The following is a 23046-nucleotide window of genomic DNA, read 5'->3' as shown; positions in this document are numbered from 1 at the left end:
GATCGTCGGCAGCCACCGACCACGACGACGAGGAGGAGGAGTGCGCATGCGAGCGGTACGGGTGACCAGGGCCGGCGGACCGGACGTGCTGGAGGTCGCCGACGTCGAGCCGCCGGCTCCCGGACCGGGTGAGGTGCTGGTCGAGGTGGGCGCCGCCGGCGTCAACTACATCGACACCTACCAGCGTGAGGGCATCTACCCGATCGAGACCCCGTACGTGCCCGGCCTGGAGGGCAGCGGCCGGGTGACCGCGCTCGGCGAGGGCGTCGAGGGGGTCGCGGTGGGCGACCGGATCGCCTGGGCGGAGACGCTGGGCAGCTACGCCGAGCAGACCGTCGTCCCGTGGGCGAAGGCCGTGCCGGTGCCGGAGTCGATCGCCGACGACATCGCGGTCGGGGCGCTGCTGCAGGGCATGACCGCGCACTTCCTGGTCAACGACTGCTGCCCGCTGACCGGTGGCGAGACGGTGCTGGTGCACGCCGCCGCCGGCGGGGTCGGGCTGTTGCTCACCCAGCTGGCGACCGCCAAGGGCGCCCGGGTGATCGCGACGACGTCCAGCGCGGAGAAGGCCGAGCTGGCCCGCGGCGCCGGTGCCGCCGAGGTGATCGACTACACCCGGGTGGACGATCTCGCCGCCGAGGTCCGCGGGCTGACCGGCGGGACCGGCGTCGACGTCGTGTTCGACAGCGTCGGCCGGACCACCTTCGACGCGAGCCTGGCCGCGCTGCGCAAGCGCGGCACGCTGGTGCTCTACGGCGCCGCGTCCGGCCCGGTCCCGCCGGTCGACCCGCAGCGGCTCAACGCGGGCGGCTCGCTGTACCTGACCCGGCCGAAGCTGTTCGACTACGTCGACACCACCGAGACCCTGCGGGCCCGGGCGGCCGCCGTCTACACCGAGGTCGTGGCCGGCAGGCTGGACGTGCGGATCGGGCACCGCTATCCGCTCGCGCAGGCCCGGTCCGCGCACGAGGACCTGCAGGGGCGGCGCACCACCGGGAAACTCCTGCTGCTGCCCTCCTGATCGGCGGATCGGCCGGGAGCGGGGGCACCGGGGATGCTATGAACCGGGGGTGCCGACGGACGACGCCCCGAAGACCCCGTTCCACGATCTCGACGCCTACGTCGCGCTGCCCCGCCTCGGCGGGCTGGCGCTCTCGCCCGACGGCTCCCGGCTGGTGACCGGCGTCGCCGAGCTGGAGTCCGATGCGACCCGCTACCGGACGGCGCTGTGGGAGGTCGACCCGGTCGGCGGGACGCCCGCCCGGCGGCTGACCCGGGGCGCCGCCGGCGAGTCGGGTCCGGTGTTCACCCCGGCCGGTGACCTGCTGTTCCGGTCGTCGCGCCCGGACCTGGACGCCGCTCAGGAGGCCGATCCGGCCACCGCGCTGTGGCTGCTCCCGGCCGGCGGCGGCGAGGCCCGCCAGATCGGCGGCCGGCCGGGCGGGATCGCCGACGTCGCGGTCGCCACCGGCGCCGGGACCCTGGTGGCGTCGTCGCCGACGCTGCCCGGCGCGGTGACCGCCGCAGACGACGAGCAGCGGCGGTCGGCCCGCTCCGACGCGAAGGTCACCGCGATCCTGCACACCGGCTACCCGGTGCGGCACTGGGACCACGATCTCGGCCCGGCCGGGAACCGGCTGCTGGTCGCCCCGGCGGACGGCGACGGCCCCGGCGAGTCCGGCTGGACCGATCTCACCCCGGCGCCGGGCCGGGCGCTCGACGAGACCGCGTTCGACGTCTCCCCGGACGGCTCGACCGTCGTCACCGGCTGGCACCGGGGGCACGGCCACGGCAGCTGGCGGCCCGGGATCGTCGCGATCGACACCGTCACCGGCGAGCACCGCGATCTGCTGTCCGACGACGGCCACGAGTACGGCGACCCGCGGATCAGCCCGGACGGCCGGACCGTCGTCGTGCGGCGGGAGCGGGTCTCCACCCCGCAGGCGGCGCCGCGCACCGATCTGGTGCTGGTGCCGCTGGCCGGTGGCGCGGCCCGCCCGGTCGCCGAGGGCTGGGACCGCTGGCCGACCTCGGTGCGCTGGACCGCGGACTCGTCGGCGCTGATCGTCACCGCCGACGACGGCGGCCGCGGCCCGCTGTTCCGGATCGACCTGGCGCCCGGCGCCGACACGGTGACCCGGCTGACCGGCGACCACGGCTGCTACACCGATCCCTGCCCGTCACCGGACGGCCGCTGGGTGTACGCGCTGCGCAACGCCGTCGACGCGGCACCCGCGCCGGTCCGGGTGGACGCGACCGCCTGTGACGGCGCACCGGTGCAGCTGCGCGGCCCGGTGCCCGCGGTGCAGCTGCCCGGCGGGCTCACCGAGGTGGAGACGACCGCACCGGACGGCACCCGGCTGCGCAGCTGGCTGGTGCTGCCCGACGGCGCCGGGCCGGACCGGCCGGCGCCGCTGCTGCTGTGGATCCACGGCGGCCCGCTGGCCAGCTGGAACGCCTGGGCGTGGCGGTGGAACCCGTGGCTGCTCGCCGCCCGTGGCTACGCGGTGCTGCTGCCCGATCCGGCGCTGTCCACCGGCTACGGACAGGACTTCGTGCAGCGCGGCTGGGGCCGGTGGGGCGGGCCGCCCTACGAGGACCTGATGACCGCCACCGACGCCGCGCTGGCCCGCCCGGACGTCGACGACACCCGGGTCGCCGTGATGGGCGGCTCGTTCGGCGGGTACATGGCGAACTGGATCGCCGGGCACACCGACCGGTTCGCCGCGATCGTCACGCACGCCAGCCTGTGGGCGCTCGACCAGTTCGGCCCGACCACCGACCACGCCGAGTACTGGCTGACCGAGATGACGCCGGAGATGGCGGAGGCGAACAGCCCGCACCGGCACGCGGACGCGATCGTCACCCCGATGCTGGTGATCCACGGCGACAAGGACTACCGGGTGCCGATCGGCGAGGGCCTGCGGCTGTGGTGGGACCTGGTGTCCCGGCAGCCGGATCCGGCGGCGAACCCGCACCGGTTCCTGTACTTCCCGGACGAGAACCACTGGGTGCTCTCACCGAACCACTCGATCCTCTGGTACCGCACGGTGTACGCGTTCCTCGGCGAGCACGTGCTCGGCGAGCCGTGGGAGACGCCCGAGCTGCTGCGGTGAACGGCCGGGCACGCGGAGAGCAGCCGGGCCGGGCCGGATCGGCGGTGGCCGCGCTGGTCGACGTGCTGATCGAGAACGTCGCCCCCGGCTCGGCTGCTCGATCAAGTGGTCGTCGTGAGCGGCGCACCGGTGGTGGAGCTGCTGTGGTGGCCGGGCTGCCCGTCGCACCCGCGTGCGCTGGAGATCCTCGGCGCCGAGATGACCGCGCTCGGCCTCGATCCGGCGACCGTACGGTCCCGGCCGGTGCTCACCGACGACGAGGCGGCGGCCGCCCCAGCCCGCTGCCGGACCGCGGCCGGATCCGGGAGGCGCTGGCCCGCGCGGTGTCGTGATCGCCGTCGTGGTGCGTCCGGCCACGCGGATCGCGGCCCGACGCACCACGACGGTGATCTCCTGCCCCGGTCGGCCGCCGGCGGGTCGCGTCGTCCTAGAACAGGACCGGCAGGCCCAGAGCCGCGTCCACGGCGATCGCCGCGAACAGCACGCACAGGTAGATGTTCGACAAGTGGAACAGCGGCATCGGCGACACCTCGCCGCCCGCGCGGACCTCGGCGTGCAGCCGGTGCGCCCGGAACACGAAGTACGCCCCGCCGAGCAGCGCGACCGCCAGGTACACCCAGGAGGTCACCGGCAGCAGAAGCAGGCTCCAGGCCACCATCACCCAGCTGTAGACCACGATCCGCACCGAGACCGCGGGCGCCGGCGCGACCACCGGCAGCATCGGCACCCCGGCCGCGGCGTAGTCCTCGCGGTAGCGCATCGCCAGCGCCCAGAAGTGCGGCGGCGTCCAGAAGAAGATCACGCCGAACATCACCAGCGCCGGCCACTCGACGGTGCCGGTCACCGCGGCCCAGCCGATCACCACCGGCATGCAGCCGGCGGCGCCGCCCCACACGATGTTCTGCGCGGTCCGCCGCTTCAGGACCAGCGTGTAGACCAGCACGTAGAACGCGATCGCGGCCAGCGACAGCGCCGCGGCCAGCCAGTTCGTGGTGAACCCGAGCCAGACCGAGCTGGCGGCGGCGAGCACCAGGCCGAAGACCAGCGCGTGGCGGGTGGGCACCTGTCCGCGGGCCAGCGGGCGGCGCGCGGTGCGCTGCATCTTCTTGTCGATGTCGGCGTCGACGACACAGTTCAGCGCGTGTGCCGCCGCGGCCGCCATCGCGCCGCCGACCAGGGTGGCCACGATCAGCCAGAGCGAGGGGATCCCGCGCTGGGCGAGGAACATCGCGGGCACCGTGACCACGAGCAGCTGCTCGATGATCCGCGTCTTGGTCAGGCCCAGGTAGGCCAGCACGGTGGCCCGGACCCGGGCCACCCGTCCGGTGGGGGCGGCGGCCGGGGCCTCGGCTCCCGGGCGGTCCGCGGCGGGCGCGACGATCCGGTCCCGCGGGACGGACTCGACGGTCGGGCTCGGCCGCGACGCGGGTGCGCTCACCTGTTCGTACCTCGCTCGGCTCGGTGTTCGGGCTGGGCTCTAGAGCCGAGGTGCTCGCGGTAGCAGGGCGCCACGTTCTACAGCGCGTCGATGCTAACCGGTGGCATGCCGTGCGGGGCGCCGGGGTACACCCGTGTCGAGTGACCGGGCCCGGTGCCGCGACGGTCGGCAAACCCGCAGGCCCGGCGTCCGCAGTAGGGTGTGCCGGGCCGGGGGTGGCGACGATGTCACCGGGTGATCCGGGTCGCAGTGCACCGGGCCCGAACGGGGCCGGCACGCGGCGGCGTCCTCCGACGGCGTCGCCGGACACGCTCCCCCGCCGACCAGCCGCCCACGGCAGCACCGACCGCCAGATGCCGACGCGAGTACAGGAGCCACCGCCTTGTCCGAGACCGCCACGTCCCCCCACGCCGGGGACAGCGCCGTCGCCGCGCTCACCCGCGCGCACGTGCCCGACGACTGGACCGACCTGGACCGCAAGGCCGTGGACACCATCCGGGTCCTGGCCGCGGACGCGGTCCAGAAGTGCGGCAGTGGTCACCCGGGCACCGCGATGAGCCTGGCCCCGCTGGCCTACACCCTGTTCCAGCGCGTGATGCAGCACGACCCGGCCGATCCCGAGTGGCTCGGCCGGGACCGGTTCGTGCTCTCCGCCGGGCACTCCAGCCTCACCCTCTACATCCAGCTCTACCTGGCCGGCTACGGCCTGGAGCGGGAGGACCTCGAGCAGCTCCGGCAGTGGGGCTCGCTCACCCCGGGGCACCCGGAGTACGGGCACACCCGCGGGGTCGAGATGACCACCGGCCCGCTCGGCCAGGGCCTGTCTTCGGCGGTCGGGATGGCGATCGCCGCCCGCCGCGAGCGCGGCCTGTTCGACCCGGACGCCCCCGAGGGCGCCAGCCCGTTCGACCACCAGATCTACGTGATCGCCTCGGACGGCGACATCGAGGAGGGCGTCACCTCGGAGGCGTCCTCGCTGGCCGGCCGGCAGGAGCTCGGCAACCTCACGGTGATCTACGACGCCAACGAGATCTCGATCGAGGACGACACCAACATCGCCCTCAACGAGGACACCGCCAAGCGGTACGAGTCCTACGGCTGGCACGTTCAGGTCGTCGAGGGCGGCGAGAACGTCAGCGGCATCCTGGCCGCGCTGGAGGCCGCGAAGGCGGAGACCTCCCGGCCCTCGTTCATCGTGCTCCGCACGGTCATCGGCTACCCGTCGCCGAACAAGATGAACACCGGCGCCGCACACGGCTCCGCGCTCGGCGACGACGAGGTCCGGGCCGTCAAGGAGGTCCTCGGGTTCGACCCGGACAAGGAGTTCGACGTCGACGAGGCGGTGCTCGCGCACACCCGCTCGGTCGGCGAGCGTTCCCGGGCCGCGCACGACACCTGGCAGGGCACCTTCGACGAGTGGGCGCAGCGCGAGCCGGAGCGCAAGCAACTGCTGGACCGGCTGCTGGCGAAGCGGCTCCCGGAGGGCTGGGCCGACGTCCTGCCGCACTGGGACACCGACGAGAAGGGCCTGGCCACCCGCAAGGCGTCCGGTGCCGTGCTGGCCGCGGTCGCCGACGTCCTGCCGGAGCTGTGGGGTGGCTCGGCCGACCTGGCCGAGTCGAACAACACCTCGATGAAGGGCGCCGACTCGTTCGGCCCGAAGTCGGCAACCACCGGCACCTGGAACGCCCAGCCCTACGGCCGCACGCTGCACTTCGGTGTCCGCGAGCACGCCATGGGCGCGGTGCTGAACGGCATCGCGCTGCACGGCCCGACCCGCGCCTACGGCGGCACCTTCCTGGTCTTCTCCGACTACATGCGGCCCGCCGTCCGGCTCGCCGCGCTGATGAAGACCAACCCGCTGTACGTGTGGACGCACGACTCGATCGGCCTCGGCGAGGACGGGCCGACCCACCAGCCGATCGAGCACCTCGCGTCGCTGCGGGCGATCCCGGGCCTGTCCGTGGTCCGGCCCGGTGACGCGAACGAGACCGCCTACGCGTGGAAGGCCGCCCTGGAGCGGCCGTCCGACGGCCCGATCGGGTTCGCGCTGACCCGGCAGAACGTGCCGACGCTGACCGGCACCTCCGCCGAGGGCGTCGCCAGCGGCGGCTACGTGCTGGAGGAGGCGTCGTCCGGCGTCCCGCAGGTTGTGATCATCGCCACCGGCTCGGAGCTGCACCTCGCGGTCGCCGCGCGGAAGATCCTGGAGGCCGACGGCGTCGGAACCCGTGTGGTCTCCATGCCGTGTGTCGAGTGGTTCGCCGCGCAGGACGCCGGATACCGCGAGTCGGTGCTGCCGCCTGCGGTGCGGGCCCGCGTCTCGGTCGAAGCGGGCATCGCGATGCCGTGGCGGGACTACGTCGGCGACGCCGGCCGCTCGGTCTCGATCGAGCACTTCGGTGCCAGCGCCGACCAGGCCACCCTGTTCGAGAAGTTCGGCTTCACCGGCGAGACCGTCGCCGCCGCCGCGCGGGACTCGCTCGCCGCGGTGGAGAAGTCGTCCTGAGCCACTCCTGAGCCACAAGGAGACAACCATGAGCAACGATCGTCTCGCCGCGCTCTCCGCGGCGGGTGTGTCCATCTGGCTCGACGACCTGTCCCGGGAGCGACTGACCAGCGGCAACCTCGCGGAGCTGATCGAGGACAAGCACGTCGTCGGGGTCACCACCAATCCGACGATCTTCGCGGGCGCGCTGTCCGACGGCGCCGCCTACGATGAGCAGGTCCGCGAGCTCGCGGCCCGCGGCGCGGACGTCGACTCGGCGATCCGCGAGATCACCGTCGCCGACGTGCAGCAGGCCTGCGACGTGTTCTCCGGGGTCTGGGAGCGCACCGGCGGCGTCGACGGACGGGTGTCGCTCGAGGTCGATCCGCGCCTGGCGCACGACACCGAGAAGACCGTCGCCCAGGCGCTGGACCTGTGGAAGGCGGTGGACCGGCCGAACCTGCTGGTGAAGATCCCGGCGACCGAGGCCGGCCTGCCCGCGATCACCCGGGCCACCGCGGAGGGGATCAGCGTCAACGTCACGCTGATCTTCTCGGTGGCGCGGTACAAGGCCGTCATGGACGCGTACCTGACCGGGCTGGAGCAGGCCGTCGGGAACGGTCAGGACCTGGCCTCGATCCACTCGGTGGGCTCGTTCTTCGTGTCCCGGGTGGACTCCGAGATCGATGGCAGGCTGGAGGCGGCCGGCGGCGACGAGGCGCTGGGGCTGCGCGGGAAGGCGGCGGTCGCGAACTCCCGGCTGGCCTACGCGGCCTATCGGGATGCGTTCTCCGGCGCCCGCTGGGACGCGCTCGCGGCGAAGGGCGCGCACGCGCAGCGTCCGCTGTGGGCGTCCACCGGGGTGAAGAACCCGGACTACCCGGACACCCTCTACGTCTCCGAGCTGGTGGTGGACAACACCGTCAACACGATGCCGGAGAAGACCCTGGAGGCGTTCGCCGACCACGGTGAGGTCGACGGCGACAAGGTGACCGACACCGCGGGTGCCGCGCAGCAGGTCTTCACCGATCTGGAGGGCGTCGGCATCGACCTCGACGACGTCTACCTCGTCCTGGAGAACGAGGGCGTGGACAAGTTCGAGAAGTCGTGGACCGAGCTGCAGGACACGGTCCGCTCGCAGCTCGACGCCGCCAGGTAGCCGGTGGCCGACACGCCCGGCGGCGACGGGGCCGATCTCGGCTCCGCCGCCGCCGGCGGTTCCGTCCCGGCACCGGCCGCCCCGGTCCGGGTGGTGCTGGCCGGGGAGCCGTTCTCGACCGCCGCCCGCCGGATCGCCGGCGACCTGGCGGAGGAGACTGTCGCGTCCCGGGTGGCCGACGGCGATCCGAGCGTGTGGCCGGCCGTACCCGGCTCCGGCACCGGCTGGACCGGGCTGGCCCGCGCGTCTCGCCCGCTGACCGGGCAGATCGCGGCGCTGCGCGAGCGGTTCGCGGTCCTCGGCGCGCACCGGGTGCTGCTGGTCGGCACGCCGGACGCGGTCGCGGTGGCCCGGCTGGTCGCCGCGGGCTCCCCGGACACCACCCGGCTGACCGCGCTGGACTCCGCCGATCCGGTGCAGGTCGCCGAGGCGCTGGCCCGGGAACCTGCGGAGACGGTGCTCGTGGTCGCCGATCCGGCCGGTGACGATCCGGTGGTCGGCGCCGTCCGGCACGCGGTGGTGTCGGTGCTCGCCGACGAGATCGGCGCGGACGCTCTCACCGGCCGCACCGTGCACCTCACCGAACCCGGTTCGCCGCTGGACACGCCCGGTACCGGCATCACGGTGGTGACCCTTGACGCGGACGTCCCGGCCCGGTTCGGCGCACTGGGTCCGCTCGGGCTGGTCCCGGCCGGTCTGGCCGGTGCCGACGTCGCCGGGCTGCTGGCGGCGGCCGTCCCGGCGGCCGGCACGCTCGGCGAGGACGACCCGGAGAACCCGGCGCTGCTGCTCGCCGGGGCGCTCGCCGCGGCCGGCGGTTCGGTGTTGGCGCTGCGCGACGACGACCGCTCGCCCGCGCTGACCGCCTGGCTCGCGCCGCTGCTCACCGCGGCCGGGCTGGCCGCCGTCCCGACCGGGCCCGACGCGCCCGTCCCGGCCCCGCAGGTCGCGGACCCGGCCGCGCCGCCGCCGGTGGTCGACGTGCACGCCGACGGCACCGGCCCGGCGCCCGCGCCCGGGCACGGGGCGGTCCGCACCGACGCCCCGCCCGGCGCCACGATCGTGCTGTGGCAGGTCGCGGCGGCGCTGGCGGCACGGGCGCGGCGGACCGACCCGTTCGCGCCGGGCCTGCCCGCCCCCGATCCGGGCGAGCCGGAGGACGCGCCGGCGTTCGTCGACGGCGGGATCGCGGTGCACGCAGACGGCTGGCTGCCATCCGGTGTGGACACGGTCGCCGGTGCGCTGGACGCGCTGGCCGCGGTCGCGGACGACGGTGGCCACCTGGCGGTGTCCGCCTGGCTGGATCCGGAGTCCGACGCGTCGGTCGCGGTGCTGCGCGGCCCGCTCGCGGGGCGGACCGGGCTGCCGATCGCGTTCGGCTGGGCCCCGGGCTGCCGCAGCGGCGACACCGGCGGGCCGGACCGGGCGGTGCACTGCCACCTCACCGGCGGCGGACTCGATCCCGACGGATCGGGTGCTGCTCCGGAGGACCCGTTCGGCGCGGGTACCGCGCCGGAACCGTCCGGACTGGATAGCCTGCACGCGGCACAGGCCCGAGCGGTAGTCCGCGAGCAGCGCAGCCGGGGGCGCCCCGTACTGCGGTTGCACCTGACCGACCGGCTGACCGGCCTCGTCACGCTCGCCCGTGCCGTCGAGACCCGGCCGGACCACTGATCCCGACCAGCCCGACGACCAGCCGTCGAGTACCCACATCAGGAGAGGCGATGCCCACCGCGAACGGCGGCCGTACCAACCCGTTGCGCGATCCCCGTGACAAGCGCCTCCCCCGGATCGCCGGCCCCTGCGGCCTGGTGATCTTCGGGGTGACCGGGGACCTGTCCCGCAAGAAGCTGATGCCCGCGATCTACGACCTGGCGAACCGCGGCCTGCTCCCGCCGGGTTTCGCGCTCACCGGGTTCGCCCGGCGGGACTGGGACACCGAGGACTTCGGGCGGGTCGTGCACGACGCGGTCCGCCAGCACGCGCGCACGCCGTTCCGACAGGAGGTCTGGGACCGCCTCGCCGAGGGGCTACGGTTCGTGCAGGGGACCTTCGACGACGACGCCGCGTTCGACGAGCTCGAACGCACCGTCCGCGAGCTGGACGAGAAGCGCGGCACCGGCGGGAACCACGCGTTCTACCTGTCGATCCCGCCGAGCGCGTTCCCGGTGGTGTGCAAGCAGCTGGCCCGCTCCGGGTTGTCCGCGCAGGAGGACCCGGACGTGTGGCGCCGGGTGGTGATCGAGAAGCCGTTCGGGCACGACCTGGCGTCGGCCAAGGAGCTGAACGCGATCGTCAACGAGGTGTTCCCCGAGGACTCGGTCTTCCGGATCGACCACTACCTCGGCAAGGAGACCGTGCAGAACGTGCTGGCGCTGCGCTTCGCCAACCAGCTGTTCGAGCCGATCTGGAACGCCAACTACGTCGACCACGTGCAGATCACGATGGCCGAGGACATCGGGCTGGGCGGGCGCGCCGGCTACTACGACGGGATCGGCGCGGCCCGCGACGTCATCCAGAATCACCTGCTGCAGCTGCTCGCCTTCACCGCGATGGAGGAGCCGACGTCGTTCTCGTCGGACGAGCTGCGGGCCGAGAAGATCAAGGTGCTGAAGGCGGTCAAGCTGGCGCTGCCGCTGGAGGAGACCACCGCCCGCGGCCAGTACGAGGGCGGCTGGCAGGGCGGCGAGCAGGTGCCCGGCCTCAAGGAGGAGGAGGGCTTCAATCCGGGGTCCACCACCGAGACCTTCGCCGCGATCACCTACGAGGTGGAGAACCGGCGCTGGGCCGGGGTGCCGTTCTACCTGCGCACCGGCAAGCGGCTGGGCCGCCGGGTCACCGAGATCGCGGTGGTGTTCAAGCGCGCGCCGCACCTGCCGTTCGACGCCACGATGACCGAGGAGCTGGGGCAGAACGCCCTGGTGATCCGGGTGCAGCCGGACGAGGGGGTGACGATGCGGTTCGGCTCGAAGGTGCCGGGCAACCAGATGGAGGTCCGCGACGTCACGATGGACTTCGGCTACGGCAACGCCTTCACCGAGTCGTCCCCGGAGGCCTACGAGCGGCTGATCCTGGACGTGCTGCTCGGCGAGCCGTCGCTGTTCCCGGTGAACGAGGAGGTCGAGCGGTCCTGGGAGATCCTCGACCCGGTGATCGAGTTCTGGGCGGACTCCCCGGAGGGGCCGGACGGCTACCCGGCCGGGTCCTGGGGCCCGGACTCGTCGGCGGAGATGCTGGCGCGGACCGGCCGACACTGGCGCCGGCCGTGAGCCCGCGAACGGCCGCATCAGCACAGCCCGTGAGCCCGCGAACGGCCGCATCAGCACAGCCCGTGAGCCCGCGAACGGCCGCATCAGCACAACCCGTCTCCCACCCACGAGGGGTCTCGTCATGATCATCGATCTGCCGTCGAGCAACACCTCGGCGGTGAACCGCAAGCTCGTCGAGCTGCGCGAGTCCGGCGGCGTGTTCGCGCTCGGCCGGGTGCTCACGCTGGTCGTCGTGACCGACGACGGGCCGAGCCTGGAGCGGGCGGTCGACGCCGCGAACTCGGCGAGCCGGGAGCACCCGTGCCGGGTGATCGTGCTGGCCCGCGGCCAGCGCCGGGCGGCGGCCCGGCTGGACGCCCAGATCCGGGTCGGCGGCGACGCCGGCGCGAGCGAGGTGATCGTGCTGCGCGGCTACGGCGCGCTGGCCGCGGAGGACGCGGGCGCCGGCATGGTGATGCCGCTGCTGCTGCCCGACGCGCCGGTGGTGGCGTGGTGGCCGGGTGAGGCGCCGGCCAGCCCGTCGGAGGACGCGGTGGGCAGACTGGCCCAGCGCCGGATCACCGACGCGTTGTCGTCGAAGAACCCGACGAAGGCGTTCGAGCAGCGCCGCCGGGACCACGCGCCCGGGGACACCGACCTGACCTGGACCCGGCTGACGCACTGGCGGGCGCAGCTGGCGGCGGCGCTGGACGTCCCGCCGCACGACGAGGTGACCGGTGCGGTGGTCGCCGGGGAGGCGGTGTCGCCGTCGACCGAGCTGATGGCGGGCTGGCTGGCGTCGGCGCTCGGGGTGAAGGTGAAGCGGTCGCCGTCGGCGCAGGAGAACGGCCTGTCGATGATCCGGCTGAACCGGCCGTCGGGTGACGTGGAGCTGGCCCGGCCGGACGGCCGCACCGCCCGGCTGACCCAGCCCGGCCAGCCGGAGCGGCTGATCGCGCTGGCCCGCCGCGAGGTATCGGACTGCCTGGCCGAGGAGCTGCGCCGGCTCGATCCGGACGAGGTGTACCAGGAAGCCCTGGCCGGTGTGTCCCTGGTGACGCGCGGCCGAACCCCCGTGAAGGTCTGAGATGCCGGCAGGTGCGAGCGTGTCCCCGAGCGAGAAGATCCAGGTCGTCGTCCATCCGGACGCGGCGGTGCTGGCCGCGGCGACCGCGGCCCGGTTGCTGACGGCGCTGGCCGACGTCCAGTCCCGCGGGACCGTGCCGCGGGTCGTGCTGACCGGCGGCGGGGTCGGCATCCAGCTGTTGCGGGAGGTCGCCGCGTCCCCCGGGCGGGACGCCGTCGACTGGTCGGCGGTGGACGTGTTCTGGGGTGACGAGCGGTTCGTGCCCGCCGACGATCCGGATCGCAACGAGCTCCAGGCCAGGGAGGCGCTGCTCGACGGGGTGGCGCTGGACCCGGCCCGGGTGCATCCGATGCCGGCCGCGCCGGCCGGTGGCGGTTCGTCCGACGACGCGGTGCGGGCGGCCGCCGACTACGCGCGGCTGCTGGCGGACCTGGCTCGCCCGGAGGAGGACGGCGTCCCGGCGTTCGACGTGACGCTGGTCGGCATGGGCGAGGAGGGGCACACGCTGTCGGTGTTCCCGGACTCCCCCGCGGTGCACGAGCAGGCCGCCACCGTCGTCGGGGTGTTCGACTGCCCGAAGCCGCCGCCGACCCGGATCTCGCTGACCCTGGCCGCGGCCCGGCGGTCCCGCGAGGTGTGGGTGGTCGCGGCGGGCGCCGGGAAGGCTCCCGCGGTGGCGGGTGCGCTGACCGGGACACCGGAGACCGAGCTGCCGGTCGGCGGGGCCCGCGGGACCGAGCGGACCCGCTGGCTGCTCGACGCCGCGGCGGCCGGGAAGTTGCCGGACGGGTTCCTGCCGCGGGTCTGCTGACCCGGCGCGGCTGCCGACCGCTGGATGAACCGGACGTGTGACCTCGCGCCCGTTCCCTGGCGGCGCGCCGGACGACCCCGGTTAGGGTCCGGAGCCATGCGTATCGGCACCCCGCTCGGCCCGGACCCCACCCGCGTGCTGCTGCTCGGCTCGGGTGAGCTCGGCAAGGAGGTGGCGATCGCCTTCCAGCGGCTCGGTGTCGAGGTCGTCGCCGTCGACCGCTACCCGCACGCCCCCGCGCACCAGGTCGCGCACCGCTGGCACGCGATCGACATGACCGACCCGGTCACCCTGGCGACGCTGATCGAGCAGGAGGCGCCGGACCTGGTCATCCCGGAGATCGAGGCGATCGCGACGAACGCGCTGGTCGAGATCGAGGCCGCCGGGACGACCGTGGTGCCGACGGCGCGGGCGGCGAAGCTGACCATGGACCGGGAGGGCATCCGGCGGCTCGCCGCCGAGGAGCTGGGGCTGCCGACGTCGCCGTACGCGTTCGCCGACACCCTGGACGAGGTCCGGGCGGCGATCGGCCGGGTCGGGCTGCCGTGCGTGCTCAAGCCGGTGATGTCGTCGTCGGGCAAGGGCCAGTCGGTGCTCAAGGACGCCGGGGACGCCGAGGCCGCCTGGGAGCACGCCCGCACCGCCGGCCGGGTGTCGAACCCGCGGGTGATCGTCGAGGGCTTCGTCGAGTTCGACTACGAGATCACCCTGCTCACCGTGCGGCACGCCGGCGGCACCGCGTTCTGCGAGCCGGTCGGGCACCGCCAGGAGAACGGCGACTACGTCGAGTCGTGGCAGCCGCAGCCGATGTCGCCCGCCGCGCTGGCGGCCGCGCAGGACGTCGCCGGCCGGATCACCGAGGCGCTGGGCGGGCGCGGCCTGTTCGGGGTGGAGCTGTTCGTCCGCGGCGACGAGGTGCTGTTCTCCGAGGTCAGCCCGCGGCCGCACGACACCGGCCTGGTCACCCTCGCGACCCAGCGGCTCAGCGAGTTCGAGCTGCACGCGCGCGCCGTGCTCGGGCTGCCGGTGGACACCTCGCTGCGCTCCCCCGGCGCGTCCGCGGTCGTCTACGGCGGGCAGGAGCTGACCGCGCCGGACTACGAGGGCGTCGCCGAGGCGCTCGCCGTCCCGGGCGCCGACCTACGGCTGTTCGGGAAGCCGACGGCCGGTGAGCGGCGCCGGATGGGCGTCGCGGTCGCTGCCGCCGACGACGTCGCCACCGCCCGCGACCGGGCCACCGCGGCGGCCGCGCACGTCCGCCCGGTGCCGCGCGCCGGGGATCCGGGGCCGGCCGGCCGATGAGTTCCCGGGCCGCCCCCGGTCGGTGACGGTACGGGGCGCCGGCGGTCGGCGCCCCCGGCCGAAGGGACGCGCGATGCGGACGATCACACCCTGCCTCTGGTTCGACGGACGGGCCGAGGAGGCCGCCCGGTTCTACACGTCGGTGTTCCCGGACTCCGGCATCGACGAGATCACCCACTTCGGCCCCGAGATCCCGGAGCGGGAGGGACAGGTGCTCACCGTGTCGTTCCGGCTGGGCGGGCAGCGGTACACCGCGCTCGACGGCGGTCCCGGGTTCACCTTCAGCGAGGCGGTCTCGCTGGAGGTGCACTGCGACACCGCCGACGAGGTGGACCACTTCTACGACTCGCTGGTGCAGGGCGGCACGACGCAGCCCTGCGGCTGGCTGAAGGACCGCTTCGGCTTCTCCTGGCAGATCCTGCCGCCGGGTCTGCTGGGCTGGCTCAACGGCCCGGACCCCGACGCCGCGGGGCGCGTCGCGAAGGTCCTCTACGCCACCCACGGCAAGCTGGACACGGCCGCGCTGCGGGCCGCCTACGAGGGGTGACCCGCGGGTAACCTGGCTTCGGGGGTCCGAGGCGAGGGGGCGCGTGATGGCGGGACGGACCGGGCTGGTGGTGGCCGGCGCCGGCGCCCGCGGCGCCTATGAGGCGGGGGCGCTCACCGAGCTGCTGCCCCGGCTGGAGCGGACATGGTCGGCGCCGTCGGTGCTGGTCGGGACGAGTGCCGGGGCGCTCAACGTGGCCGCGCTGGCCGGTCTGGCCGGGACCCGGCCGGACGCCGCGGCGGCGGAGCTGGTCGCCCGCTGGGAGTCGGTGCGGACGGGCGACGTGGTCGCGTTGCCGTCGTCGGCACTGGAGGCCGGCCTCGCCTACGCCGGGGACCTGCTCGGCGTCCCGTCCGCGCTGCGCCGCGCCGTCGGGCTGCCGGAGCGGGTGACCCGGCTGCTCGACGCGGACCGGCTGCGCCCGGTCGTCGAGCGGGTCGTCGACTGGGACCGGCTGCACCACGCCGTCGCCGGTGGGCTCGTCGACGCCGTCGGGGTCGCCTGCACCGCGGCCGGGACCGGCGGGACGGTCGTGTTCGTCGAGCACGGGCCGGACGTCGCGCTCCCGCCGTACGATCCGGGCCGCGACATCCGCTACGTCGGCACCCGGCTGACCCCGGACCATCTGCTCGCGTCGGCGGCGGTGCCGGTGCTGTTCGCGCCGCGCCGGATCGACGGCCCGGGCGCCGGCTGGTACGTCGACGGCGGGGTCCGGCTGAACACCCCGCTGAAGCCGGCGCTGCGGCTGGGCGCCGATCGGATCGGGGTGGTCGCGACGACGCCGGCGGCGCCGTGCCCGGACGCGGCGCCGACGCCGGACCGGGTGCCCGACGTATACGCGGTCGCGGCGCTCGCGCTGCGGATCGTGCTGGGCGCCGGGGTCACCGAGGACCTGCGCACGCTGCGCGCGGTGAACGCCGAGATCGACCGGGGCACCGACGGCAGGCACGCCCGGATCGGCGCCTGGTTCGCCGGGCCGCCCGCGGACCGGGCCACCGAGCTGGCCGACCTGGCCGCCGAGATCCGCCGCCGCGAGTACGGCGGGCTGCGGGCGCTGCGCAACCCGCCGCTGCTGGTGCTGGAACGGCTGGTCGGCGGGGCCGTGCCGGACACCGATCTCACGCACGGCGCCGAGCTGCTCAGCTTCCTGTTCTTCGATCCCGCCTTCGCCGCGGCCGCCGCGGACCTCGGGGCGGCGCACGCCGCCCGGTCGACGGCCCCGGACACCGGCCGCCCGGGCGCCGGGGCACGGCGCCGGGCGCGGGTGGCCCGGCGCTGAGCCCACGGCGGCCGGGCACCGAGCCTCCGCGCACGGCGGTGTGCACCCGGACGACCGTCTCGACGGCCTGCACCCACACCTTCCCTCCGCCGACCTTCCCGGTGCGGGCCGCCTCGCAGCGCGTAGGGCCGGACGATCGCGGTCACCAGCTTCACGACGCCTCCACCGGTGGCGCGGTGGTGGCCTGCCGGCCGGCCGCGCGGACGCGGTGCCGCCGCGCAGCGTGGAGAAGTCGTAAGCGGTCTCGGCGTGCTCGGTCTCGTCGATGCCGGTGACCTCGTCGTCGCCGTCCCCCCGGAAGCCGATGGTCACCTTCACCAGGTGGAACATCACGTAGGCGAGCGCGGGCAGCGCGTCCGGCCCCGGCCACGGCGCGGTGTCCGAGCCGACGCCGACCGCCTGGCCGATCGTGTTCGCCAGCCGGCGAACTCGCCGCCGCCGAGCAGGACGCCGCCGATGTCGCGCGCTGCCCGGTCCTTCCGGGCACAGCGGTACGGACCGGTGGGATCAGCCCATCTCGTCGTCGAGCCGGCCGTTGTTGTAGTCGTCGTACGCGGCCAGGTCGAGGAAGCCGTGCCCGGAGTAGTTGAACAGGATGACCCGCTCCTCCCCGGTCTCCTTCGCGGCGAGTGCCTCGTCGATCGCGGCGGCGATCGCGTGCCCGGTCTCCGGGGCCGGGATCTTCCCCTCGCTCCGGGCGAACTGCACGGCCGCCTCGAAGACCTTGCCCTGCGGGTAGGCCGCCGCCTCCATCCGGCCGTCCTTCACCAGCGACGACACCAGTGGCGAGTCGCCGTGGTAGCGCAGGCCGCCCGCATGGATCGACGGTGGCACGAAGTCGTGGCCGAGGGTGTACATCGGCATCAGCGGGGTCAGGCCCGCGGTGTCACCGAAGTCGTAGTCGTAGCGGCCCTGGGTCAGCGTCGGGCAGGACAGCGGCTCGACGGCGAGCAGCCGCACGCTCTCGTCCGGCACGAACGGGAAGGTGATGCCGCCCAGGTTCGAGCCGCCCCCACAGGAACCGATCACGACGTCCGGCAGCGTCTCGCCGGCCAGCCCCAGCTGCTCGCGCGCCTCCAGCCCGACCACGGTCTGGTGCAAGAGCACGTGGTTGAGCACCGACCCGAGCGCGTAGTGGGTGTCGTCGCGGCCGACGCAGTCCCGCACCGCGTCCGAGATCGCCGCACCCAGCGAGCCCGGGTGGTCCGGCTCGTCGACCGGGCTCGGGACCACCTCGCCGCCCCAGGTCTCGATGGCGATCCGCCGGTAGGGCTTCTGCCCGAACGACGCCCGCACCATGTAGACCTTCAGCTCCAGGTCGAACTGGGCCGCGGCGAACGCCAGCGAGGTGCCCCACTGGCCGGCGCCGGTCTCGGTGGTGAGCCGCCGGATGCCCTCGCGGGCGTTGTAGAACGCCTGCGGCACCGCGGTGTTCGGCTTGTGGCTGCCGGCCGGGGAGACCGACTCGTCCTTGAAGTAGATGCGCGCCGGGGTGCCCAGCGCCTGCTCCAGCCGGACCGCCCGCTGCAGCGGCGTCGGCCGCCACAGCCGCAGGATGTCGAGCACCTCGCCCGGCACGTCGATCCACGGTTCGGCGCTGACCTCCTGCTCGATCAGCGACCTCGGGAACAGCGGCGCCAGGTCGGCCGGCCCGACCGGCTCCCGCGTCCCCGGGTGCAACGGCGGCTGCACCGGGCTCGGCAGGTGCGGAACGACGTTGAACCAGGCCGAGGGGATCTGTTCCGGAGGCAGCGTCCAGCGGGTCATGACCTCGGAATCTATCCCGAACGTGCCCGGGATCACGAGGGGGGCGGTCCGCCCGGCTCGTCGATCCGGACGGCGACCTGCTCGTTGTCGTAGGTGTAGCAGAGGTAGCTGTAGCCGACGTCGTGCGCGGCGGCGTACTCCCACCAGGCACGGGCCTCGTCACGCTGCCACTGCGGAAAGTTGAAGAACTCGTCGAACAGCACGATGCTGCCACAGCGCAACCGCGGGCCGACCCCGGCCAGCACGGTGACCGCGGACGAGTAGAGGTCGGAGTCGACGTGCAGGAAGTCGACCGGGCCGGGATGCGTCGCCAGGAACCCGTCGAGGGTGTCCTCGAACAGCCCGGGCACCAGCTCGGCGCCGGGCACCCGCGGGAGCTCGCCGACGTCGCCGAACGCGCCGGCCGGGAAGCCCTGGCGCCAGGTCTGCGGCAGGCCGGTGAAGGTGTCGAAACCGTGCACCCGGCCGTCGCCGCGGTGCTCGGCGATGGTGCGCAGGGTGCCGCCGCGGTACACGCCGAACTCCAGCGCCGTCCCGCCGGTCGGGGCGGCCCGGAGCGCGTGCTCCAGGGTGGCCTGCGGGTTCGGCAGCGGCACCGCGTCGGCGAGGTGCTCCCGGGCGAACCGGGCGCTGCTCGCGACGGCCTCCCGCTCCCCCGCCGCGATCGTGTCCCGGCGGTCCCGGATCTCGACCGCGCGCAGCTCGGCGACGACCCGGTCGACCTCGGTGCGGACCCGGCCGTCCAGCTCCTCGCGCAGCAACGCCAGCTCGGACCGCAGGGTCGCCGTCTGGTTCGCGGTGTGCCGGGCCAGCGCGTCGTCGAGCACCCGCCCGGCGCGCCGGCGGGCCCGCCGGACGAGCGCGCGCGGCCCGGGGAGCCCGATCAGAGCTCCCGGGACGCCCGCAGCCGACCGAGGGCCTCCTCGAGGATGGCCTCACCGTCGGCGTCGCTGCGCCGTTCCTTCACGTACGCGAGGTGCGTCTTGTACGGCTCGGTGCGCGGGGCGGCCGGCGGGTTCGCCGAGTCCCGGCCGCCGGGCAGCCCGCAGCGGGGGCAGTCCCAGGTCTCGGGGACCTCGGCCTCCGCGGCGAACCAGGTGTTGTTGACGTGGCCGTTCACACAGTAGAAGGGGATCCGCTCGCGGGCGGCACTCTCGCCCCGCTCGGACTCGCCCATCGGACCGGCCCCCACCCGGGTGCCGCGGATCGCGTTGCCGCCAGCCATCTCCCTCGTCCCCTCTCCCTCGCCGCGACGGTCAGACGTTCGCCAGCATCAGGCCGTTGCCGACGACGGCGATCGCCCAGATCATTCCGACGAAGATGGTGTAACGAGCCATGTTGCGGTCGGCGGCCGCGGAGCCGGACAGGCTCGACTGCACGCCGCCGCCGAAGAGGCTGGTCAGACCCCCACCCTTGCTGCGCTGCAGCAGGATCAGCGCGATCAGCAGAAGGCTGGTCACGATGAGGATGATCTGCAGTGTCAGGATCACGCGCTTCCCAATCCTGGTCGCTCGCCGGAGTGGCCGAGGATACTCCGCCCGCTGCGGGGGCCCGCCGGCCGGGGTGGCCGGGAACGCGTGGAGCCGTGGCCCCGCACCCGGCGGCCACGGCTCCACGGCTGTGCGGGCGGACCTGCCTAGGGCAGCGGGCCGCCGGCCGCGATCGCGGACAGCTTCGCGAACTCCTCGGCGTCCAGGCTGGCGCCGCCGACGAGGGCGCCGTCCACGTCGGCCTGGCCGACGATCTCCGCCACGTTCGACGACTTCACCGAGCCGCCGTAGAGGATCCGCACGGCGCGGGAGACCTCCGGCCCGTACAGCTCGGTCAGTGTCTCGCGCAGCGCCGCGCAGACCTCCTGGGCGTCCGACGCGCCGGCCACCCGGCCGGTGCCGATCGCCCAGACCGGCTCGTAGGCGAGCACCAGGGTGGCCGCCTGCTCGGCGGTGACCCCCTTGAGCGCGCCGCGCAGCTGGTCGGTGCAGTGCTGCACGTGCTCGCCGGCCTCGCGGACGTCCAGGCCCTCGCCGACGCACAGGATCGGGGTGATCCCGTGCCGCAGCGCGGCCAGCACCTTCGAGTTGACGACGGCGTCGTCCTCGCCGTGGACCTCCCGGCGCTCGGAGTGCCCGACCACCACGTAGCGGCAGCCCAGCTTCGCCAGCATCGCGCCGGACACGTCGCCGGTGTAGGCGCCCGAGTCGTGTGGGGACAGGTCCTGCGCCCCGTGCACCACGCTCAGCTTGTCGCCGTCGATCAGCGTCTGCACGCTGCGGATGTCGGTGAACGGCGGCAGCACCGCCACCTCGACCCGGTCGAAGTACTTCTCGGGCAGCGCGAAGGCGAGCTTCTGGACCACCGCGATCGCCTCGAGGTGGTTGAGGTTCATCTTCCAGTTGCCGGCGATGAACGGGCGCCGTGCAGCGCCAGCGGAACGGCCATCGATACTGCGAGTCATGCGTCCCCCTCCAGTACCGCGACGCCGGGGAGGGTGACGCCCTCGAGGAACTCGAGCGAGGCACCCCCTCCGGTGGAGATGTGCGAGAAGCGGTCCTCGGGGATGCCCAGCGCGCGCACCGCGGCCGCGGAGTCACCGCCGCCGACGACGCTGAACGCGCCGCCCGCCGTGGCGTCCGCGATCGCCTGCGCCACACCGCGGGTGCCGTCGGCGAACGGGGCCAGCTCGAAGACGCCCATCGGTCCGTTCCAGAAGATCGTCCGCGCCGCGCCGATCCGGTCGGCGAACGCGGCGACCGACTCCGGGCCGATGTCCAGGCCCAGCCAGCCGTCCTCGATGCCGGTGACCGGCACCGTGCGGGTGGTGGCGTCGGCGGAGAACGCGTCGGCGACCACCACGTCGGACGGCAGGACGATCTTGCCGGACTCCAGCAGCGTCCGGCAGGTCCCGACCTGGTCGGCCTCCAGCAGCGACGACCCGACGCCGTGCCCCTGGGCGGCCAGGAAGGTGAAGCACATCCCGCCGCCGACCAGCAGGGTGTCCACACCGGGCAGCAGCGCCTCGATCACGGCCAGCTTGTCGGAGACCTTCGAGCCGCCGAGCACTACCGCGTACGGCCGCTCCGGATCCCCGGTCAGGGTCCGCAGGACCTCGACCTCGGACAGCACCAGGCCGCCCGCGTAGGGATCGAGCCGCTGCGCGACGTCGTACACCGAGGCCTGCTTGCGGTGCACCACGCCGAAGCCGTCCGAGACGAACGCGGCGTCGTCGCCCACCAGGGCGACCAGCTCGTCGGCGAACGCGGCGCGCTCGGCGTCGTCCTTGGCGGTCTCCCGGGCGTCGAACCGGATGTTCTCCAGCAGCACGACGTCGCCCGCGGCCATGCTCGGCAGCGGCTTCCCCAGCTCCACCAGCCGGACCGGCGCACCCAGCAGCTCACCGAGCCGGTCGGCGACCGGGGCCAGCGAGAGCTTCTCGTCCGGGCCGTTCTTCGGCCGGCCCAGGTGCGCGGTCACCACGACCAGCGCCCCGGCCCCGGACAGCGCCGAGATCGTCGGCACCGAGGCGCGGATGCGGCCGTCGTCGGTGATGGTCCGGTCGTCGTCGAGGGGAACGTTGAGATCGGACCGCACCAGCACGGTCCGGCCCTGCACGCCCTCCCCCTCGTTCAGGAGGTCGTCGAGGGTCCTCACAGCTTCGACGCCACCAGCCCGGCGATGTCGACGAGGCGGTTCGAGTAGCCCCACTCGTTGTCGTACCAGCCGACCACCTTGACCTGGTTCCCGATGACCTTGGTCAGGCCCGAGTCGAAGATCGTCGAGTGCGGGTCGGTGACGATGTCGGAGGAGACGATCGGGTCCTCGGTGTACTTCAGGATGCCCTTCAGCGGGCCCTCGGCGGCCGCCTTGAACGCCGCGTTGATCTCCTCGGCGCTCGCCTCCTTGCGGACCTCGACGGTCAGGTCGGTGGCCGAGCCGGTGGGGATCGGCACCCGCAGCGCGTAGCCGTCCAGCTTGCCCTTGAGGTGCGGCAGGACCAGCGAGATCGCCTTCGCCGCACCGGTCGAGGTGGGGACGATGTTCAGCGCGGCGGCGCGGGCCCGGCGCAGGTCCTTGTGCGGGCCGTCCTGCAGGTTCTGGTCCGCGGTGTAGGCGTGGATCGTGGTCATCAGACCCTTCTCGATCCCGAGCAGGTCGTCGAGGACCTTCGCCAGCGGCGCCAGGCAGTTCGTGGTGCAGGACGCGTTCGAGACGATGTTCTGCGAGCCGTCGTAGTCGCCGTCGTTGACGCCCTTGACGATGGTGAGGTCCTCACCGGTCGCCGGGGCCGAGATGACGACCTTCTTCGCGCCGGCGTCGAGGTGCTTGGCCGCGGCGTCGCGCTTGGTGAACAGACCGGTCGACTCGACGACGACGTCGACGCCCAGGTCCTTCCAGGGCAGCTCGCCGGGGTCGCGCACGGCGAGCCCCTTGAAACCCTTGCCGTCGACGACGATCTCGTCGCCCGAGGTGCCGACCTCGTAGGGCAGTCTGCCGAGGATCGAGTCGTACTTCAGCAGGTGCGCGAGCGTCGCATTGTCGGTGATGTCGTTCACCGCGACGATCTCGATGTCCGTGGTGCCGGCGGCGCGCTGGGCGTCCACCGCCCGCCAGAAGTTCCGGCCGATGCGGCCGAAGCCGTTGACTCCTACGCGGACCGTCACAGTGCCTCCATGGGCTCGTCGTGCGCTGTCGTCTGGGTGTCCCAGTCCCCGGCGCGCCGGGTCCCGGCGGCGGGGCGGCAGGTCGGTCACGGCGCTCTCCCCCGTCGGGGAGCACCGCCTCCCGTGCTCGGCGACCACCCTATCGG

19 protein-coding genes and 1 pseudogene are annotated in these 23046 nt (G+C 74.1%); 11 read left to right on the top strand and 9 right to left on the bottom strand.

Going from position 1 to position 23046, the window contains the following annotated elements:
• Positions 1–46: 46 nt before the first annotated feature.
• The gene (locus ABZ881_RS16935) at positions 47–1021 is read left to right on the top strand and encodes a quinone oxidoreductase (RefSeq protein WP_358485478.1); all 975 of its coding nucleotides are present in this window, start codon (positions 47–49) and stop codon (positions 1019–1021) included.
• Between the two features lie 49 nt (positions 1022–1070).
• A complete protein-coding gene (locus tag ABZ881_RS16930; RefSeq protein ID WP_358485476.1) occupies positions 1071–3116 on the top strand; it encodes an alpha/beta fold hydrolase in 2046 nt (681 codons plus the stop codon).
• A 427-nt stretch (positions 3117–3543) separates the two neighbouring features.
• On the opposite strand, the gene ABZ881_RS16925 is transcribed toward ABZ881_RS16930, so the two are convergent.
• Complete coding sequence (locus tag ABZ881_RS16925; RefSeq protein WP_358485555.1) at positions 3544–4434, bottom strand: heme o synthase; 891 nt, start codon at positions 4432–4434, stop codon at positions 3544–3546.
• 502 nt (positions 4435–4936) lie between these two features.
• Between ABZ881_RS16925 and tkt the strand changes: the two genes are divergently transcribed.
• The 9 genes from tkt to ABZ881_RS16880 all read left to right on the top strand — a co-directional run bounded on the left by tkt (position 4937) and on the right by ABZ881_RS16880 (position 16475).
• Positions 4937–7063 carry a transketolase gene (gene tkt, locus ABZ881_RS16920; RefSeq protein ID WP_358485475.1) on the top strand — a complete coding sequence of 709 codons (2127 nt, stop codon included), beginning with the start codon at positions 4937–4939 and terminating at the stop codon, positions 7061–7063.
• A gap of 28 nt (positions 7064–7091) precedes the next feature.
• A complete protein-coding gene (gene tal / locus ABZ881_RS16915) occupies positions 7092–8201 on the top strand; it encodes a transaldolase (RefSeq protein WP_358485473.1) in 1110 nt (369 codons plus the stop codon).
• A gap of 3 nt (positions 8202–8204) precedes the next feature.
• Positions 8205–9875, top strand: coding sequence for a hypothetical protein (locus ABZ881_RS16910; RefSeq protein WP_358485471.1), 1671 nt, complete (start codon positions 8205–8207; stop codon positions 9873–9875).
• A gap of 50 nt (positions 9876–9925) precedes the next feature.
• On the top strand, positions 9926–11470 hold the full coding sequence (gene zwf / locus ABZ881_RS16905) for a glucose-6-phosphate dehydrogenase (protein WP_358485469.1): 1545 nt from the start codon (positions 9926–9928) through the stop codon (positions 11468–11470).
• Between the two features lie 121 nt (positions 11471–11591).
• Positions 11592–12536 (top strand): glucose-6-phosphate dehydrogenase assembly protein OpcA, encoded by a 945-nt coding sequence (gene opcA, locus ABZ881_RS16900; RefSeq protein ID WP_358485468.1) that lies wholly within the window; start codon positions 11592–11594, stop codon positions 12534–12536.
• Between the two features lie 19 nt (positions 12537–12555).
• Positions 12556–13347 (top strand): 6-phosphogluconolactonase, encoded by a 792-nt coding sequence (pgl, locus tag ABZ881_RS16895; RefSeq protein ID WP_358485466.1) that lies wholly within the window; start codon positions 12556–12558, stop codon positions 13345–13347.
• A gap of 96 nt (positions 13348–13443) precedes the next feature.
• Positions 13444–14649: a formate-dependent phosphoribosylglycinamide formyltransferase gene (gene purT / locus ABZ881_RS16890; RefSeq protein ID WP_344030153.1), complete on the top strand. Its 1206-nt coding sequence runs from the start codon at positions 13444–13446 to the stop codon at positions 14647–14649.
• 73 nt (positions 14650–14722) lie between these two features.
• A complete protein-coding gene (locus ABZ881_RS16885; RefSeq protein WP_358485464.1) occupies positions 14723–15196 on the top strand; it encodes a VOC family protein in 474 nt (157 codons plus the stop codon).
• Positions 15197–15242: 46 nt separating this feature from the next.
• Positions 15243–16475 (top strand): patatin-like phospholipase family protein, encoded by a 1233-nt coding sequence (locus ABZ881_RS16880; protein WP_358485463.1) that lies wholly within the window; start codon positions 15243–15245, stop codon positions 16473–16475.
• A 25-nt stretch (positions 16476–16500) separates the two neighbouring features.
• On the opposite strand, the pseudogene ABZ881_RS16875 reads toward ABZ881_RS16880, so the two are convergent.
• The 8 genes and pseudogenes from ABZ881_RS16875 to gap all read right to left on the bottom strand — a co-directional run.
• Positions 16501–16590, bottom strand: a pseudogene (locus ABZ881_RS16875) (P-II family nitrogen regulator); the annotation flags it as partial.
• Positions 16591–16982: 392 nt separating this feature from the next.
• Positions 16983–18242, bottom strand: coding sequence for a TrpB-like pyridoxal phosphate-dependent enzyme (locus tag ABZ881_RS16870; RefSeq protein WP_358485461.1), 1260 nt, complete (start codon positions 18240–18242; stop codon positions 16983–16985).
• Positions 18243–18274: 32 nt separating this feature from the next.
• Entirely contained in the window at positions 18275–19069 is a 795-nt protein-coding gene (locus ABZ881_RS16865) for a class I SAM-dependent methyltransferase (RefSeq protein WP_358485459.1), read from the bottom strand.
• Positions 19070–19125: 56 nt separating this feature from the next.
• The gene (locus tag ABZ881_RS16860; protein ID WP_344028412.1) at positions 19126–19467 is read right to left on the bottom strand and encodes an RNA polymerase-binding protein RbpA; all 342 of its coding nucleotides are present in this window, start codon (positions 19465–19467) and stop codon (positions 19126–19128) included.
• Between the two features lie 31 nt (positions 19468–19498).
• Positions 19499–19732, bottom strand: coding sequence for a preprotein translocase subunit SecG (secG, locus tag ABZ881_RS16855; protein WP_344028409.1), 234 nt, complete (start codon positions 19730–19732; stop codon positions 19499–19501).
• A 146-nt stretch (positions 19733–19878) separates the two neighbouring features.
• Complete coding sequence (gene tpiA / locus ABZ881_RS16850; protein ID WP_358485456.1) at positions 19879–20697, bottom strand: triose-phosphate isomerase; 819 nt, start codon at positions 20695–20697, stop codon at positions 19879–19881.
• Entirely contained in the window at positions 20694–21890 is a 1197-nt protein-coding gene (locus tag ABZ881_RS16845) for a phosphoglycerate kinase (protein WP_358485454.1), read from the bottom strand. Before ABZ881_RS16845 ends, tpiA begins: the two co-directional genes overlap by 4 nt.
• The gene (gene gap, locus ABZ881_RS16840) at positions 21887–22900 is read right to left on the bottom strand and encodes a type I glyceraldehyde-3-phosphate dehydrogenase (RefSeq protein WP_358485452.1); all 1014 of its coding nucleotides are present in this window, start codon (positions 22898–22900) and stop codon (positions 21887–21889) included. The genes ABZ881_RS16845 and gap overlap by 4 nt, the downstream gene beginning before the upstream one ends.
• Positions 22901–23046: the final 146 nt, after the last annotated feature.

This window comes from Pseudonocardia sp. NPDC046786, assembly GCF_040645415.1.
Taxonomy (GTDB): Bacteria; Actinomycetota; Actinomycetes; order Mycobacteriales; family Pseudonocardiaceae; genus Pseudonocardia; species Pseudonocardia kongjuensis.
This window is presented reverse-complemented; position numbering and strand designations above follow the sequence as displayed.

What these genes read in the sequence shown, in the direction of transcription:
- ABZ881_RS16870 (WP_358485461.1), bottom strand. Translation starts at nt 18,242, where the DNA reads ATGACCCGCTGGACGCTGCCTCCGGAACAGATCCCCTCGGCCTGGTTC.
- purT (WP_344030153.1), top strand. Translation starts at nt 13,444, where the DNA reads ATGCGTATCGGCACCCCGCTCGGCCCGGACCCCACCCGCGTGCTGCTG.
- opcA (WP_358485468.1), top strand. Translation starts at nt 11,592, where the DNA reads ATGATCATCGATCTGCCGTCGAGCAACACCTCGGCGGTGAACCGCAAG.
- tal (WP_358485473.1), top strand. Translation starts at nt 7,092, where the DNA reads ATGAGCAACGATCGTCTCGCCGCGCTCTCCGCGGCGGGTGTGTCCATC.
- ABZ881_RS16885 (WP_358485464.1), top strand. Translation starts at nt 14,723, where the DNA reads ATGCGGACGATCACACCCTGCCTCTGGTTCGACGGACGGGCCGAGGAG.
- zwf (WP_358485469.1), top strand. Translation starts at nt 9,926, where the DNA reads ATGCCCACCGCGAACGGCGGCCGTACCAACCCGTTGCGCGATCCCCGT.
- ABZ881_RS16935 (WP_358485478.1), top strand. Translation starts at nt 47, where the DNA reads ATGCGAGCGGTACGGGTGACCAGGGCCGGCGGACCGGACGTGCTGGAG.
- ABZ881_RS16860 (WP_344028412.1), bottom strand. Translation starts at nt 19,467, where the DNA reads ATGGCTGGCGGCAACGCGATCCGCGGCACCCGGGTGGGGGCCGGTCCG.
- ABZ881_RS16880 (WP_358485463.1), top strand. Translation starts at nt 15,243, where the DNA reads ATGGCGGGACGGACCGGGCTGGTGGTGGCCGGCGCCGGCGCCCGCGGC.
- tpiA (WP_358485456.1), bottom strand. Translation starts at nt 20,697, where the DNA reads ATGACTCGCAGTATCGATGGCCGTTCCGCTGGCGCTGCACGGCGCCCG.